Here is an 18,713-nt window from a genome sequence, read left to right as displayed (position 1 = left end):
ACCTCATTTAAAAGAGAAAAGACAGGACGAATATATCATATGAAAAAGATTATACATGCCCGTATAGAACAGAGCTGTAAAAACTTTGCAGATAATACCGCCATTGAAGACGGCTCAGGCTCCTATACCTACAGGCAATTACTTGAAACTGTCGAGAAACTGGCAAAGTATATTTTGGCCGAGAACAGTAGTAAAGGTGGTACCGTAATGGTATTGTTACCTCGAGGGTTTGCTATGGTAACAGCTCTTCTTGCTACGCTCAAATCAGGCAAAGTTTTCTTGCCAGTAAGTCAAAATCTTGGTGAATCTTCGTGGAAAAGGATATTTCAGGAGATCAAACCTGAAATGGTGATCTCGAATGCATCCGGCCTGGAATATTTGAATAAACTTATGGGCACTCACCAACAGTCTGTAGGACATTTGATCCTTGCACAGAATGGTGAAGAAAGCCCCTCTGTATATAAATGGGAAAAGGACGCATACATTGCCTCTGAAACCCCTGTCAATACTGAAGAGGTTCGTTTTCCTGTAATAGACCCCCAGGACTCAAGCTATCTATATTTTACATCGGGCTCCACCGGACAACCCAAAATTGTAGAAGGCAAACAAGTTAGCCTCAGCCACTTTATTGACTGGCAGGTAAATGAACTTGATTATAAGGAGAATGTAAAAGTGAGTCAGTTGGCTGCGCCAACTTTTGACGCTTCCCTAAAAGACATCTTACCAACACTGCTTGCAGGCGGCATCTTATGTATTCCTTCAGAAGATGTGATGGCAAACATCAACCATCTGTATAAATGGCTAAAAACCAATCAGATTCATACGTTTGCCACTGTACCTTCAATTTTCAGAGCGCTGATGCAGGAAATGGAGGCATCATCTGAAAATACCGGAAATGCCCTACCTGAAGTTCGTAAAGTTCTTTTAGCCGGTGAGGTATTATACAGAAAGGATATAAATCGTTGGCAGAAAATAGCAGGTCAATCATCAGAGATCATAAACCTGTATGGCACTACTGAAAGCACTATCCTTAAAACATTCCATAGGGTTAATAAAATAGATGAGACAAGGCTGGAAGAACCATTGAGTGTAGGTAAGCCTATTGGGAATACTATCACTATAATCCTTAATGAGGACTCAAAACTATGTGGTATAAACGAGCCTGGTGAAGTATATATTAAAACCCCTTTCCTTTCTAAGGGATATTACAACGACCCGGTTGCAACCTCTGAGATATTCGTTACAAACCCTCTTACCGGAAAGGAAAATGATATAGTTTATAAAACTGGTGATGAGGGCGTCTACCTGAATGATGGATCTGTCAAGCTAATCGGCAGAAAAGATAAACAAGTTAAGCTAAACGGAATACGCCTTAATTTATCAGGGATAGCTTCATCTCTTTTGCAAAATGAGAATGTAGCCGAAGTAGTATGTTTATTACGTCAGACAAAAGACGGTGATGACTATCTGGTTTGCTATTTTACGGGTAATGGAAATATCGATGAAGAATTACTTCACCGCTTTGCTGAAGAAAAACTCAACAAGCATGAAATACCCGGACATTTTGTAAAACTTAAATCATTCCCCCGCAGCCAACACGGGAAACTGGATAAAAGCGCTCTGCCTGATCCACTTGAAAGACATATATCCGGGGTTGAAGAACAGACAATTGACTCTTTAAGTGAGACAGAAAAGGAGTTAAAAGAAATATGGGAAGGATTCTTCAAAACCGACAATATCGGTCAGGAAGACAGTTTCCTTCAGATTGGCGGAAACAGCCTTAAAGCTTTACAAGTTGGAGCTTTGATTACCCAGAAGATGAAAGTAAACCTGGGCATTGCAGGCATCCAGCAACTGTTCAGAAAGCCTAAACTTAAAGATTTTGCCTCCTACCTGGATGAGCTAAAAGGCAATTCGCCCAAGAAAATAGCCGGTATCACCCGAATACCTGATGCAGAAAGTTATCCGGTATCCTACTCCCAGCAGCAAATCTATATGGCCTGTCAGTCAGCAGATGCTAACCGGGCTTATAATATGCCTAAAGCCTACCAAATCAAAGGACGGCTGAATCCTGATCTGTTCATGGAGTCTTTCAGGAAAATGACGGACAGATATGAAATACTTCGAACGTCATTTCATGAAGAAAATGAGGATATCCGACAGAGAGTTCACTCAGGTGAGGATACCAATTTTATACGCTTAATTGACCTTCGCGAGGAACCTGACCAGGCTTTGGCTATTTCGGAATATGTAGCTGAATGCACTTCACATGTATTTGACCTGGAAAAACCCGGCCAGTTACTGGTATATCTAATTCAATTATCTGAGGACGACTTTGTGATGGCAGTAAACATACATCACATTATCGGCGATAGCTGGTCTGCAAAACTCATGGCCTCTGAGTTATTTGATACATATGCAGGCCTGATCAGTAAAAGTGAAAATAAAGAACTTCCAAAGCTACCTTACCAGTTCAGAGATTATGCTGTTTGGGAGCGCCAGCAACTTCACACCGAAGCCGTAAAGCCATTAAAAAATTACTGGCTCGGCCACTTAGGCATGAGGCTTCCCAAACTGAACCTGCATACTGATCACTCCAGACCTGAAGTCAGGACCATGGAAGGCAAAAGGTTTGAGTTTGAGGTAAAACCGGAGCTTGCGTCTGTTATAAGCAAAGAAGCATCCCGTCTTGGTGTAAGCAATTTCACCTATATGATGAGTGCCCTTTACCTCCTTTTATTCAAGTACTCGGCAGATGAAGAGATAGTAATCGGCGTGCCGGTAGCTACCAGGAACCAGCCAGGCCTTGAAGACCAATTAGGAGTATTTGTTAACACAATTGCTGTTAAAAATAAGGTAAATAATGAGCTGACTTTGACAGATTTTATCAAAGCCGTTCATAACAACCTTCAGGAAGGTTACAAACATCAATTTTACCCTTTCCAGGAAGTGGTGAGCCATTATCACCAGCAGGTGGAAAGAAATCGTACTCCTATCTTCGATGTAGCTATGAATATGCTGAGCTCTGGCTCTGAGGATAGCATACCTTCTGCAGCAGGACTGGAGATTACCGACTGGGAGAGTAATCACAGTACCAGCAAGTTTGACATGACACTGTATGTGTATGATGACCTGGATTCCGGAGCTATACCTTTTATCGAATATAATGCAGCCCTGTTTGAAACACGCACTATAGAACGATTAACGGAAAGGTATCTGGGTATACTTTCAAAAATGGGTGAAACTCCTGACGATAGCTTAAAAGCTATACTCCAGGAAAAAGTGGCCGCCCCTGCTATAAAAGCAAGAAGAGTTAGAGTAAATCAATAAGCAGAGACAATCAGCATAATAACCGTTATGAGCAATATACTCGATCAAGCTCCTTTATCTTATATACAAGAGCGCCTGTGGTTTATTGATACATTTGAAAAAAACAACCTCTACCAGGGAGGTCCGGTGTATCATAACCTTCCGCTAGTAATTAAAATTCAGGGAAGTCTCTCCGTAGAGGCACTTCGTAAGTCTATAATTTTTCTTACGGAAAGGCACGAAATATTGCGTTGTACGGTGGGCCAGGAAGGTGACAATACTACCTTATCAGTGCATGAAAACCTGCCTGTTCCGGTACAGATACTTCCTCTTCCCCAAGTGGAAACAGAAGATGATATAACAGCCACTATAAGAGAACTTGTAAATGAGCCCTTTGAAATAGAAGAAGAGCCATTACACAGAGTAACTCTACTTACAGGGACAACTGACCACTTCGCAGTCTGGACTTTTCACCATATTATAGCTGATAAACATTCTCTTAATATATTTTATAAAGAGCTCGCTCATGTATATAAGGCTTTTGCGAAAGGTCAAACACCACTATTACAGGATCTTGACCTTCAATATATAGACTACTCTATCTGGCAAAAAGAACTACCTGCTGATGTTCTGGAAAGCCTTCTTTTGTACTGGAAACATAAATTAAAAGCTCCAATACAGGCACTTGAAATACCATGTGACAGAACAAGAGAGCATGTGCATATATACCGGGGTGCAACTTCAGCCTTTTCTTTAAATAAGGAGGCTGGTGTAAAGCTCAAAAGCTTATCTGAATCTTTAGGGATATCAGAAAAAGCCCTCTTTTACACGGCATATCAGGTTATGCTGTATCGGTACTCCGGTCTGGATGAGATAGTTACCGGAACATATGGCACTAATCACATTAGTCATTTACCAGACTCGGCTGGCCCTGCTGACAACCTACTGGTAATCAGAACCTTTATTGAAAACGGAGAAACTTTTGTCTCTCTTGCCAGAAAAACTGAAGCCTCACTAAATGAAGCTATTGATCATCAGGACATGCCTTTTGAGCAATTGAGCACATTACTCAATCCTGCAAAGGACATGAGTCGTACGGCATTCTTTGATATCTTATTCCATTATGAAGAAAAAGAGGAAGGTATAAATACAGGGGCTGCTACCTGGAATACCGTTGAGACAAATATGGGTCTGGGTAAGTATGACCATAACCTGCTTATTTGCAAAGAGAATGATCAATACGTCGGGTATCTTACCTATAATGAGCTTTATTATGAAAAAGGCAGTATTGAAAACTTCTGTCAAAACCTTTGTCACCTTTTAGAAGTGATATCCCAGGAGTCAGCTTCTCCTATTTCCTCTGTTCCTATTCTCTCTGAAGAGCAATCAAGCTCCATAATGAAGGGGATGGACTATGCTGATGTTAAGTTTCCGCGTGATGAAAATATCATTAGCCGTTTTGACAAAATTGTTAATGAATATCCTGAACGTACCGCAGTAAAATATGAAGGATCAGAGTATTCTTATAAGGAGCTTCAGCAATTTTCCAACCGCTTTGCAAATTTCTTAAGAGAAGAAAAGTTAGTAACGGAGGGCGACCTGGTTACGGTAACTTTGCCCCGCTCCTCAGAAATGCTTGGAGTATTACTGGGAATTCTAAAAGCAGGTGCATGCTATATCCCAGTGGATCCTACCTATCCACAGGAACGCATTCAGTTTATCCTGGAAGACTCTAACAGTAAAGTTGAAGTTACAGAATCGGTACTCAGTGAATTTATTGCGAAAGGCGATAAAATTTCCTCCCTGCCTACCGATGTAAATACAGATGGAGAATCATTAGCCTATATAATATACACATCCGGAACTACAGGTAAGCCCAAAGGGGTAAAGGTTTGCCACCGAAACGTTATCAGGCTACTCTTCAATGAAGCAAACCTCTTCGATTTTGACCAGAACGATGTATGGACTCTGTTTCATTCTTACTGCTTTGATTTTTCAGTATGGGAAATGTATGGAGCATTACTATATGGCGGTAAGGTAGTAGTTGTGCCAGCCATGACAGCTAAGGACACAGAAGGGTTTTACAAGCTGCTTAAAGAAGATAACGTTACTATTCTCAATCAAACTCCTTCAGCCTTTTACCGTCTGGCTGAAGTAGACCACCGGAGTAATGATAAACTTTCTGCCCTCCGGATGATAGTATATGGCGGAGAAGCACTGGCCCCTGTTAAGCTCAGGAACTGGTATGAAAAATACTCTGATACACAGCTAATAAACATGTATGGCATAACGGAAACCACCGTTCATGTTACATACAAACAAATCACGCTGCATGAAATAGAAAACAATATCAGCAGTATCGGCCGTCCTATTCCTACGCTGGGTTGTTTTGTACTGGATCAGAACCAGTGCATAGTTCCCCGTGGTGTAAGTGGAGAGCTATACGTATATGGTGAGGGCGTTGCGCAGGGCTACCTGAACAGACCGGACCTTACAAAAGAAAAATTTACAGAAGTGCCTTTATTGAAAGGGCAAAAAGTATACAGATCCGGTGACCTTGCCCGGATTCTGGCGAATGGAGAATTAGAATACCTGGGAAGAATAGATAGCCAGGTTAAGATCAGAGGTCACCGGATTGAACTAGGCGAACTAGAGTCTAACCTCCTGAAAAATAAGGGAGTAAAAGATGCCGTCGTCACTACCCGAAAAGATGATGCAGGCCAGGCGTATCTCGTAGCTTATTATACGACTGAAGACAATTTGTCTGCAAAAGACCTACGTATTTTTATACAGGAATTGATACCAGGCTATATGATCCCCTCCTACTTTGTTCCTGTTGATGAAATACCGCTGACCTCTAATGGTAAAGTTGACACCAAGAAACTTCCTGATCCCTCCGATATTGTACAGGATAATGCAACGGAATATGTTGCTCCTGAGACCTCTACTGAGGTGCAGCTTGCACAAATATGGATGGAAATCCTTGGCCTTTCCAGGGTCGGTAAAAAAGATAATTTCTTCGAAATAGGAGGACATAGCCTTAAGGCCACGCAACTTGTTTCCCGCATCAGGGAAAGACTGGGAGCTAGCCTTAAACTAAGTGATATTTTTGCCCACCCCGTACTGGCAGAGCTGGCAACGGTTATAAGTGGTGCAGATGAAAACCTCGAGACAATAATACCCCTGGCAGGAGAAAGAGAACACTATCCCCTATCTCCAGCTCAAAAGAGGCTTTGGGTACTACAGCAAATGGAAGAAGGCAGTACCACTTATAATATATACAATGCCTTCGTTATTTGCAGGGATGTAGATCCGGAAATAATGAAGCTGGCTCTTGAAAGCCTTATTAAAAGACATAGCAGCCTGCGAACTTCTTTTAATAAAGTCGACGAGGAAGTATTTCAGAAAGTGCATGAAGTTTATGATCTGGAGGAATGCTTCAGCTATCATGACTTCAGTAATCAGAATCTCTCTGAGGCGGATATCATCACGCGTGTCCGGCAGATGAATGATTCTAAATTCGACCTGAGCAATCTGCCACTATTTAAGATCAACCTTATACGCTGGAAAGATGATGCATATATCTTCAGTTATGTCATGCATCATATTATCAGTGACGGTTGGTCCATGAATATTTTCTTCAGTGAAATTACTAGATATTACCAGGCAGCCAGTCAAGGCACAAAAGCTGATATAGGCAGTCTGCCTTTCCAGTATACGGATTACGCGGTTTGGTTTGGAGAGCAGGTTAAATCAGGAAAATTAAAAGAACAAGGCGAGTACTGGAAGAGCCAGTTTGAAGAAGGATGGCTTCGCACAGACCTCGGGGTTCAGAAAGACAGGCCTGCGGTAAAAACCTATAATGGTTCTAAGGCTGACTTCCTTATTGATGCACAATTACTCAAAGGGTTAAAGGCAACCTGCCAACAAAATGGTGTGACCCTGTTTATGGGGTTACATTCAGTATTAAATGGCCTTATTAGTCAATACACACATCTTAATGATACTATCATAGGGGTTCCTGTGGCAGGACGTGACGGAACAGGGCTGGAAAAACAAATAGGGTTCTATGTGAATACCCTGGCTGTCCGAACCCGCTTTAACCCAAAGAACACCTTTATACAATTACTTAAGAACACTGCAGAGCAGGACAAAAAAGCATTTGAAAATCAGTTGTATCCTTTTGACCAACTGGTTGAGGAACTTAAACTGAAAAGAGACGTGAGCAGAAGTCCCTTGTTTGACATGATGCTCGTGTTACAGAATACTGGTGATCTGAACCTGGAAAACACATCCTCTTCGGACACGGACATTCTTGTAAGCCCACTAAATTTAGGGGTAGAAGGAAGTAAATTTGATCTGACCTGGTTCTTTGCCGAAACAGAAGAAGGCCTGTACTTACGAATGGAGTTTAACTCTGACCTATATGACACAGAAACGATTTACAAGCTGAAAGAACATTTCAGGTTGCTTCTCGAAAAGGCTACAACATACCCGGATTTCCCTCTTTCTGAATTAAAGGTACTTACGGCAAACGATGAGGAAAGCTTACAAGTCTATAGAAACAAGCTACATCAGCAACCATTAGAAATTGCCGGGCTTTACCATGAACAGGAAAATGGACGCCCTGCATACCAATCACCTGAAACACATGGTGAAATAATTTTAGCGTCTATATGGGAGCAATTATTAAACGTTCTCCAACCCGGACTCGGCGATGATTTCTTTGCGCTTGGGGGAGACTCTATTAAAGCAATACAACTGGTTTCATTACTGAAGAAACATGACTATAGCCTGACGGTTCCGTTGGTCATGCGATATTCAGGCCTCAGGGAAATGGCAAAGCAGCTAAGCAAAGGTCATACTCAAACCGAGGAAGAGAGAGTTATTGGTGAACTCCCTTTGAGTCCGGTTCAGCATTATTTCTTTGAAAAGGTAAGCAAGTATAATCATCATTATAACCAATCTGTAGTTCTGGTAGGCGAACGTTTTGACCAGGAAAAGATTAACCTTACTTTAAAAGCCTTATGTGACGCGCACGATATGCTCCGTGCAGTTTACAAAAATGATGAAGGCACGTGGAAGCAACTGGTACAAGATGAATCCAAGGTTAACTTTTTTGTTCACGATCTTCAAAACCACACTTTTGACGGATATAGCGAAGAAATAGACAAACTGGCCACGCAACACCAGTCTGATATTTCTCTAGTAGATGGGCCCTTGTTCAGTGCTGCATTATTCCGCTTAAAGGACCAGGACAGACTCTTACTATTTGCCCATCACCTTATTGTAGATGGTGTGTCATGGCGAATCATCATTGATGATTTCAAAGACATCTACCAGGCGCTTACTAATGGCACTAAAATGCCTGCTCTGAGCAGAACTCACAGTTATAAGCGTTGGTCAGAAACTTTAACAGAGATGCAACACAGCGATCGGGTGAGCAATAGTCTTGATCTGTGGAATATTGATAAAACCTCTATAACTAATCTTTCATTTAAGAAGGAAACAAAAAACAATCTTGAAGAAGATGTTTGTACCTGCCAGGGGGAAGTAGGCGAACGGCAGATCGCGGCCATCCAGCAAGCAGCTAACCAGTGGGTTGGAACTGACTTGCAGGATATTCTGATCGCAGCCCTAAATATGGCTATTCAGCAAAATGTAGGTAATGGCGAAGTCAGCCTCATGATGGAAAGCCATGGCCGTGATGCAATCAAACACCTGGACCTAAGCAGGACAGTAGGTTGGTTTACAGCAATATACCCTGTCTTACTTCCTGAGGTTAAGGATCAGGATCTCTTGCTTTATCTCATAGATATTAAGGAGAGACTGCGCAGGTTCCAACGTGCCGGTAGCAATTACGGTATTGCAAAATACCTTTCTGGTAGAAGCATGACGGAAGATCCGCAAATGTGCTTTAACTACCTGGGCCAGTTTGATTCCGGTGAAAAAGAACAAGGCAGCAGCATTACTCTAAGTACAGAGGCCCGTGGAAAAGAGCGTGCAGCCGAACAGGATAGGCTGTTTAGTATAGACTTTACTGCAGCCTTGGTGGATAAAAAACTCCAGTTCAGTATAAAGTATAATAAAAATCAATACTCAGCGGAGGTCATTAATGCTCTTGTCGAAGCATGGAAAACAAACCTCCTCGAATTTGGAGAAAATCTGACTAAGGTCGAAAAGACATTCCTTACTCCCAGTGACTTCAGGACTGTCGGCTTGTCAATGTCATCGCTGATTTCTTTCCAGCAAAAATATAAACTGGAAAATGTCTATGGACTTAGCCCGCTTCAGCAAAGCTTCTTTTTCCACCATATCCGTTTCCCTAAGACCAGTGCTTACTTCGAACAGATGAGATATCGCCTGAAAGGTGATATCTGCCCCGAGACTTTTCACAAAACCGTGAAGGCATTATCCGACCGCCATCCGGTAATGCGAAGCCTTTTCAGAGATGATCTTGCCTCACAACCCGTTCAGGCAGTCATATCTGATATAGCACCTGTGTACAACTTTGAAGTTATTAAGGATCTTTCGTCGTCAGACAAAGAATTCCGACTCGATAAGTTTGCAGAGGAAGACAGGGAAAAGGGTTTTAGGCTCACAGAAGAGTTGCCAATTCGGTTCCGGCTATTCCAGTTAGCACATGATGAGTTCGAATTTATTTTAAGCTATCATCATATTATTATGGATGGGTGGTGTATACCCATTATAATGAATGACTTTCAAAAGCTCTATACTGCATTCAGGTCAGAAGTGCAGCCATTGTTACCCGACCTGGAGCCATTTGAGAATTACATCAATTGGCTGGAAAACTACCCGCAGGAAAAAGGTGAAGAATATTGGAGAAAGCTTTTGCAAGGATACCAGTATAGCACCAGCATAGGTATAAGTAAAACTGAGCAAACATTCAATGAGTCCTCACGCGATCTGCAATACGAAGAAATAAGGCTTGAAGGAGAGCTTTTCCATAACCTTGAAGCCATGATCCGGAACAGCCGGACGACCTTAAATGAGGTAATTCAGGCGCTTTGGAGTATATATCTGGCCCAAACGAATGATCGCCATGACGTGGTGTTCGGAACAGTGGTATCCGGCCGCCCCTCAGACCTGGAAGGTGTGGAAGGAATGGTAGGCTTATTTATTAATACCATGCCTGTCAGAATCCGGTTTGAGGAAAATGAATCTGTATCTAACCTGATTGGAGCCCTCAGAAATCAGGCAATTGAAGGAATGCCTTACCATTATACCCAATTGGCAAATCTTCAAAGGCTACATCCTGACGGTAAATTATTTGACCATATCATGGTTTTCAGAAACTACCCTGTAGATAGTGAAGGTGAATCTCCGTGGGAACTAACAGGCATCAAGGCTTATGAGCCAAATAGTTTTGACTTTACAATCCATGTACTCCCTGAGCCGGATATGCTGAAAATACGGTTTGTTTACCACCCTGAAAAGTATAGTGTGAAAGATGTTAGCCGTATCAAACAAATTTTCTCTCAAATGATGGAAGCATTTGTGGACAACCCTCATCAGATGGTTGATGAACAACTACGCAAAGTTGAAGAGATACGGAAATCATTCCGCAAATCAGGAAGACAGAACAGACTCAGTATGTTAAAAACATCATAATTGGTTAACAGGAAGTCACTCGATTAAAATATTTAGCTATGAAACCAAGGAAAATAAGAAAAGGTCTCTCTAACCTTAAAACTAATACTGTAAACACTCAACAGAAACTGGTAGAAAAAACACCGGCTCTACCAGAAGGCGGCCCTATAATGGTCAAAGCACTGATGAGTGGCGTATCCCTGCAGGGGTGGATCAAAGAAAATGAATCAGAGGTCAATACACTGCTGAAAAAATACGGAGGGATCCTTTTCAGGGGCTTTGCAGTGGATACCCGCGAAAAGTTTAAAGCTGTAGTAGATAAACTTGAGCTTAACTCTTTGAATTATACCATGAGGTCATCACCACGCTATGAGGTTACCGATAAAGTGTATCATTCAACCACTCACCCGGCCGACCAGATGATCAACATGCATACTGAGTCTTCATATGCAATGACCTGGCCCATGAAAGCCATCTTCTGCTGTATAATCCCGGCAGATGAACAAGGAGAAACACCGGTTGCTGATACACGGCAGGTATTGAGCAAACTAAGTCCGCAGCTTAGAGAAAAATTCGGCAGGCTGGGAATAAAGTATGTACGAAATCTATCTTCAAAACTTGGCCTGTCCTGGCAGGAGGTATTTCAGACTGAAGACAAAGCTGCGGTAGAGGCAGAATGTAAGCGAAACAATATGAACTTCTCCTGGATAGGAGAAAACGAATTACGTATTGATTGGAAAAAGCAGGCCATTTACCAGCACCCCTACAGCAATGAGCTAGTGTGGTTTAATCATGGATTTTTCTTTAATCAATACACCTTAGAGGACCATTTCAGGGAAATGGTTGGAGAAGATGCCTTGCCGTTTAACACCTACTTTGGCGACGGCTCACCCATTTCAAAAGAGGAATTTAAGGAGCTTAAAGCAGCATGGGATGAAAGCATGATTGTTTTTCCCTGGGAAAAGGGAGACTTGCTTTACCTGGATAATATGTTGATGGCACATGGCAGGATGCCTTTTAAAGGAGATCGCCAGATTCTGGTTTCGTTGCTGGAACCAATGAGTGAAGAACAGTTCGCACCGGAAGCTGAAACTTTAGCCTGATTCCTTCCCAGATTGATACATTAATACCTGATTTCACCAATGGAAAGCTTAGAACAACCTAAACAATATACTCTTTCTCCTGTTCAACAACGTATTTGGAATATCTCCAAAAAATCAGCTAATCCCTATACTGTAGTATGCGCCAACGTTAGTGGTCAATTAACGCATAATCATATTGTTGAGGCAATGGAGCAACTGGGGCGTAAATACAACGTACTCCGATTCAAGCTTGTTAAGGCTGCAGCCTTTGAATACCCATTACAGCAGGAAGAAAATCAGGTTTCGTATTCACTGGAAGTCCTGGACCTTATCCGCGAGGATGAGCAGGAAAAAGCCATACATGAGAAAAAGTTATCATGGTGTGAAGCCTCACCTGAGGAGAGCAACAATGCCCTGGAACTTCTGTGGATTAAAACTACAGATACAGAATCTCAATTATGGATCAGGTCCCATCCCATATTGCTGGACCTGAAGAGCATGGATCTTTTGCTCCATGATTTTTTTGCAGCTTGTAACGGAAACCTATCTGGTGAAGAAGTATTGCCTTATGAAAATTATATTCAGTGGCAAGACGACCTCCTGCAGGATCCGGAAGCTGAAGGCCTTCATTTCTGGAAGAAATTCCAAAACAAGGACCTTAACAATCGCATCATTCCTTTTGAAGGTGAAGAAACAGGTACACCCTGCCTGAAAAAGCACAGGGTGTATTTGACTGCAGAAATTAAAGATGCCTTGGCTAAACTGGCAGCAAAGGAAGATCTGGAAATGTCCCAGCTTATGATTGGGTTATTTTCAAAATTCCTGTACGCTTATGATAATCAGGACTCTATCACACTTGGCATCAGCCGGTTTAACCGGATTTATGAAGAATTAGAGGGTGCCCTGGGCGCTATGACCAAAACCCTGCCTTTGACTCTCGAACCAGCTTTAGAAGATGAAGCCTTCTTTTCAAAACTCAGGGAAGAGGACGAAGCAATAATGGATTGGGATGATTTCTTCAGTTTTGAAAATGCCGGACAAAGCAGCGATGCATCTATTGCATATGGTATAATTACCATACCCGAGGCATGCTACACGCCGGTAAAGGGTGATATTACATACTCCGTCACTGACTTTTCTGAGGTTTCCGAGCCTTACAGGCTTAAAATGATTATTCAGGAGAAACCGGATGCTATTTGGACTGATCTCTATTATGCTGAAGGCAGGTTTAGCCCGGAGGTGATATCATGGATTGGTCAGCAATGGAAAAGCTATCTGAACAGAAAACTCTCTCTGGAGCAAAACAGCTCAATATTATCTTCTGATGTAGAGTGGAATGAAAAGGTAGAGGATGTTATTATTTTAGACCTGTTTTCGTACCAGGTAGCTGAAAATGGTGGAAAGAAAGCTGTAGTCTATAAAGACACTTGTTTAACTTATAATGCCCTTGACCAAAAAAGTAATGCCTTTGCCAGAGTGCTGCAAACCAAATATGGTATTGCCCCCGGTAAGCGCGTTGCATTACTTCTGGAAAGAAGTGAATGGCTTCCTGTAGCTATTTGGGGCGTACTCAAAGCCGGAGCAGCCTATATTCCTATAGATACCGCCTATCCATCTGAAAGAATAGAACAAATTCTTGAAAGTGGTTCATGCAGTGCAGTAATAACAACTAAGGATGTAGCCGCCACAGCAGGCCTTACACATGAAGAGCCCGTTTTGTATATAGGAGAGGAACTGATAGAGGGTGTTTCAGAGGAACGTGTTCCTACTAATATTTCCTCTAAAGACCTGGCTTATATCATATTTACTTCCGGCTCTACCGGAAGGCCTAAGGGAGTTATGATCAGCCACGGCAGCTTTTCCAATTATATCCAATGGGCGAATGCCTACTATACTCCAAATGGAGAAAGGGGCAACTGGGGGTTACTGACTTCCATTGCATTTGACTTAACCATAACCTGCCTGTTTGCTTCTCTAACCCGTGGTCAGCAACTAATTATTGCTGACAAAGAAAAGAGCATGGCTCAGATACTGCAGGAGTTTACAAGCCCGGGATCCGGCTTTGAGGTGGATATTCTTAAACTTACGCCTTCTCATATCACCATGTTGAAAAACCTGGGACAAACTACTACTTCGTTGAAAAAGGTAGTTCTGGGCGGTGAGGCACTTGAAAAGGAACATGTACAAACTCTTTTTTCATGGAATCCTGAAATAGAGATATACAATGAATACGGCCCTACTGAAACTACCGTAGGCTGCGTAGTTAAGAAATTGTCTCCGTCGGATGATCGTATTCTTATCGGTAAGGGAGTTGCCAATACTGATCTTTGCATTCTTGACCATAAACTTCAGCAAGTAGAAGAAGGAATGGCCGGCGAGCTTTATATAGGAGGAAAAGGACTCGCAGAAGGATACCTGGGCCAGGAAGAGTTAACTAAAAAAGTCTTTACCACACTCCATTCGGACCCTTCCGGCGCAAAATGGTATAAAAGTGGAGATTTAGTCCGCCTTACACTAGGTGGAGACCTGGAATACCTCGGCCGGGTAGATAAGCAAATTAAAATCAGAGGTTTCAGAATTGAACCGGCAGAAATCCAGGCTGCATTACAGCAATTTGAAGGGGTGAGCCAATCCTACATAAGTGTAATGGAACAGGACAATCAGAAACTGCTTGTTGCTTTTATTCTGACTGAAAACTCCATTAATGAAACAAATATCCAGGAAGGATTAAAGGCGAAATTACCCGCATATATGATACCTGGTATGCTGGTGCAGGTTGATAACTTCCCCATTACTACTAATGGCAAAACGGATGATAAGGCTCTGCTGCAAATAGCCCATCAGCAAAAAGCTAAAAGTGAACAGGCATATATAGCTCCCAGAACTCCGCTGGAACAGCAATTAGCGGACATCTGGAAGGAAATTTTACCACAGGATAAGGTAAGTATTACTGATGACTTCTTTAACTTGGGAGGCAATAGCCTTACCTTCTCCCAGCTCCTGTTGCGTATTCGCCAGAAAATGGAAATAAAAGTTTCATTTACAGACTTTTTCGAATACACTACCCTGGAAAAACAAGCTTCCTATCTTGCAGGTGCAGAGACTGGTGAGGCAGAAAAAGCAATAGGTAAAGCCCCAGAAAGTGAATATTATCCGCTTTCACCTTCTCAGTATGGTATATGGAAAGCGGCACAGGCAGAAGGAAGCAATATCGCATATAATATGCCCATCCTTTTCCAGGTAGAAGGTCAGATAGACCTTACAGCAATGGAAAGGGCTATTGAAAGGCTAATTACTATTCACGAAAGTCTTCGAACAGTATTTGTACCTGTTGCGGACGCAGGTGTCGGTCAGAAAGTACTTAGCGCCGGAACCTTTACTGATATTCTTGAAATAATTGACGTAGACAGTGAAAGCACGGAAGATTCTCTTTCCGGACTTTTCAGGGAGAAAATCCGTAAACCTTTTGATCTGGCTAACGGTCCCCTTATACGTTTTCAGCTTTTCAGAGTTAGTGATGCATCATATTATTTCCTTTTCAATATGCATCATATTATAGGTGATAACTGGACTATGAAACTCTTCTTTCATCAGTTCTTTAAAGCCTATTTGAGCTTTGAACAGGGTAATGAGCCGGAACTTTTACATCCTGAATTTCAATATAAGGATTATTCAGTCTGGCTTCAGGACAAACTGCAAAGCAGTGAAGGCCAAAAGATGGAAGACTACTGGCTTGCAAGCTTTGAGGAGGAACCAGAGCCCCTCAATATGCCTACAGACCATGTACGGCCTGAGACCCGGAAATATGAAGGTGTAACTATAAACACCGCCTTTGATGAAGAGGAAACCCGTATCCTGCGTGAATTCACAAAGAAACATGATGGTACCCTTTTCATGAGTCTTATGGTATTGCTTAATGCAGTGTATCATAAATATACCGGGCAGCAGGATCTCGTAATAGGCTCCCCTATTGCAGGCAGGGAACATGAGGGACTTGAAGAGCAGATTGGCCTTTTTGTAAATACCCTGGCATTAAGGAACAACTTTGAGCCGGACGTTCAAATAAATGACCTTTATAGTACTGTAAGAAAAAATACTCTTGCAGGCTATGCCAATCAGTTATACCCTTTTGACACCCTATTAAATAAGCTGGATTACCCTGCCCAGCCAGGCCGTTCTCCCTTATTTGATGTCATGATCGTACTGCAAAATGTACCCTACAAACCTTCTGAAGAGGCACCGGAAACTCTTTCTATAAGGGAGATGAAGTTTGACTGGGGCAGCAGTAAATATGACTTCTGCTATTTCTTCGTGGAAGATGAAGACAGAGTCAGAATACACCTGGAATATGACAGTGAGTTGTACAATAATGAGACCGTGCAGAAGCTTCTGGAAAACATAAAATATGTAGTAACCCAGCTACCATCTGCTAAATCCCTCACAGACATTGCACTCCAGACCGAGGCATCAGAAGCGGAGGAAGAGGATGAGTTCCTGTCCCAAATGATGAATATGTAAGGTGACTGACGGGATTAAAGTTGTAGTACAACCATCTATAATTAAGAAAAAACTATGTGCGGAATAGCAGGAATATATAATACTACTAAAACTCAACCGGTTCCACGGGTGCTTTTAGAAAGCATGGTAGAGGTGATACATCACCGCGGACCGGATGATACTTCAATACATACAGATCACCATGTTGGTTTTGGCTTTAAAAGACTGAGCATTGTTGACCTTTCAGGTGGACAACAACCTTTTTTCAGCCAGGACAAAAGCATAGTACTGGTATGTAACGGTGAAATTTTCAACCACCAGGAATTAAGAGCAGAGCTTAGTGCAAAAGGTTATTCCTTTACATCACAGTGCGATGTGGAAGTACTGATTCCTCTTTATCAGGAATATGGTATCGAACGAATGTTTGATAAGCTTGTAGGCCAGTTTGGTTTTGCCATTTATGATAAAAATAAAGAAGCACTGTTTCTGGCAAGGGACCATTTCGGGGTATGCCCTCTGTTCTATACCCACCAGCAGGACCATCTGATTTTTGGATCAGAAGTAAAAGCCCTTTTACAGGTGCCATTCGTGCCCAGAAGAGTAAACCTTATCGGTCTTGACCAGGTATTTTCTTTTCCGGGCGGCGTAAGTCCTCATACGCTGTTTCAGGGAATTAATAGCCTGAAGCCAGGCCATTATATTGTGCACCAGAACGAAAAAACTTCTGTTCACTGCTATTGGGATGCCAACTTCCCCATGGAAGGAGATTATGACTATGGGAAGAAGGAAAGCTATTATGCCGAAAAGCTGGAAGAAAAGCTATTAGCATCTGTAAACCACCGGCTAAATGCTGACGTACCAGTAGGGTTTTACCTTAGCGGTGGATTAGACTCCAGCCTGATAGGTAGTCTGATGCGGAAATTAAGGCCGGGGGCAGATTTCAAGTCTTTCTCCATTACATTTCCTCAGGGAGAAAACAGCCAGATAGACGAAAGTGTACACCAGAGGCGAATGGCATCATTTTTAAATAGTGATCACCATGAGTTTGCCTTTGACTGGAAGAATATTTCAAGTCGCTTAAGGGATATTGTATATCACGGTGAAACTGCTGTAAAAGAAAGCTACAATACCTGCTCACTGGCGCTTTCGGCAAATGTACGTAGCCAGGGCATCAAAGTAGTATTATCCGGAGAAGGAGCTGATGAGCTTTGCGGAGGGTATATCGGTTATAGACTGGATGCGCTCGGAAGCCGTAACCTGGGTGAGGATATGGATGACCTGGACATGATGCTGGAAGACCAGATGAGGGAACAGCTTTGGGGTGACAGCTCTTTCTTCTATGAAAAAAACCAGGTAGAGTTCCGTTCAGTAAAGCAAGGTTTGTATTCGGATGCAGTAAATGAATTATACTATGATTTTGACTGCTTAAATAAGCAACCTGTTGACCCGAACCAGCTTATCGGAAGGCACCCCTTTCATAAGCGTTCTTATCTCGACCTGAAGCTTAGGCTTGCTGACCATCTCATTTCCGACCATTGTGACAGAGTATGCTTTGCCAACTCTGTAGAGGGAAGATACCCTTTTCTGGACGTCAACCTCTTTGAGTTCATCAAGACCATTCCTCCTGAAATTCAGCTTAAAGGACTGGTAGAAAAGCACTTGCTCAAACAAGTGGCTACTAAATACCTTCCCGAGGAAATCATTAACAGGCAAAAGTTTGGTTTCGTAGCTCCGGGTAGCTGCCAGCTCCTGCAGAATAAGGATGAAATGACAATGGACTTGTTGAGCTATGACAGAATCAAGCGTCAGGGCTTTTTCAACCCTGATACCATTGAACGCCTTAAGAAGGTTTACAGCAAACCCGGTTTCAGGATCAATGTACCTTACGACAGCGACCTGCTGATAGTAGTCATAACATTCAATTTACTATTGGATGTATTTGAGATGGAAAGCTTTGATGCATCTACTGTTCCCTCCCCTATTATAGCATGAGCAGGAGCAGACTTCAAACCTTGGCTAATTCAGGAACCCTCTCTGCTCCACTATTCAAGTTGGAGTCAGAGAGTTCCAGACCTGACTGCACTATTTCACCTGAAAATAAGCAGGGAAGTTCATTTAGGAATTATGAAGTACAGACAATTGTTAATGTGCATGGTGTTCTGCTGAAGAGGCATTACGACCGGGACATCAACTTACATCGCTATTAGCAAACCC

5 protein-coding genes are annotated in these 18,713 nt (G+C 42.3%); all 5 read left to right on the top strand.

Annotated elements, in window-relative coordinates; genetic code table 11:
• Positions 1–39 precede the first annotated feature (39 nt).
• Genes AB9P05_RS16265 through asnB form a run of 5 tightly spaced genes read left to right on the top strand, consistent with a single transcriptional unit; the run spans position 40 to position 18,491 of the window.
• On the top strand, positions 40–3,330 hold the full coding sequence (locus AB9P05_RS16265) for a condensation domain-containing protein (protein ID WP_371909886.1): 3,291 nt from the start codon (positions 40–42) through the stop codon (positions 3,328–3,330).
• A 27-nt stretch (positions 3,331–3,357) separates the two neighbouring features.
• On the top strand, positions 3,358–10,941 hold the full coding sequence (locus AB9P05_RS16260; RefSeq protein WP_371909885.1) for an amino acid adenylation domain-containing protein: 7,584 nt from the start codon (positions 3,358–3,360) through the stop codon (positions 10,939–10,941).
• 38 nt (positions 10,942–10,979) lie between these two features.
• Positions 10,980–12,023 carry a TauD/TfdA family dioxygenase gene (locus AB9P05_RS16255; protein ID WP_371909884.1) on the top strand — a complete coding sequence of 348 codons (1,044 nt, stop codon included), beginning with the start codon at positions 10,980–10,982 and terminating at the stop codon, positions 12,021–12,023.
• Positions 12,024–12,062: 39 nt separating this feature from the next.
• Positions 12,063–16,520 carry an amino acid adenylation domain-containing protein gene (locus AB9P05_RS16250; RefSeq protein WP_371909883.1) on the top strand — a complete coding sequence of 1,486 codons (4,458 nt, stop codon included), beginning with the start codon at positions 12,063–12,065 and terminating at the stop codon, positions 16,518–16,520.
• A 54-nt stretch (positions 16,521–16,574) separates the two neighbouring features.
• The gene (asnB, locus tag AB9P05_RS16245; RefSeq protein WP_371909882.1) at positions 16,575–18,491 is read left to right on the top strand and encodes an asparagine synthase (glutamine-hydrolyzing); all 1,917 of its coding nucleotides are present in this window, start codon (positions 16,575–16,577) and stop codon (positions 18,489–18,491) included.
• Positions 18,492–18,713 lie beyond the last annotated feature (222 nt).

The organism is Roseivirga sp. BDSF3-8 (assembly GCF_041449215.1).
Taxonomy (GTDB): domain Bacteria; phylum Bacteroidota; class Bacteroidia; order Cytophagales; family Cyclobacteriaceae; genus JBGNFV01.
Note: the sequence above shows the minus strand (reverse complement) of the source record. Positions and strands in the feature narration are given on the sequence as shown.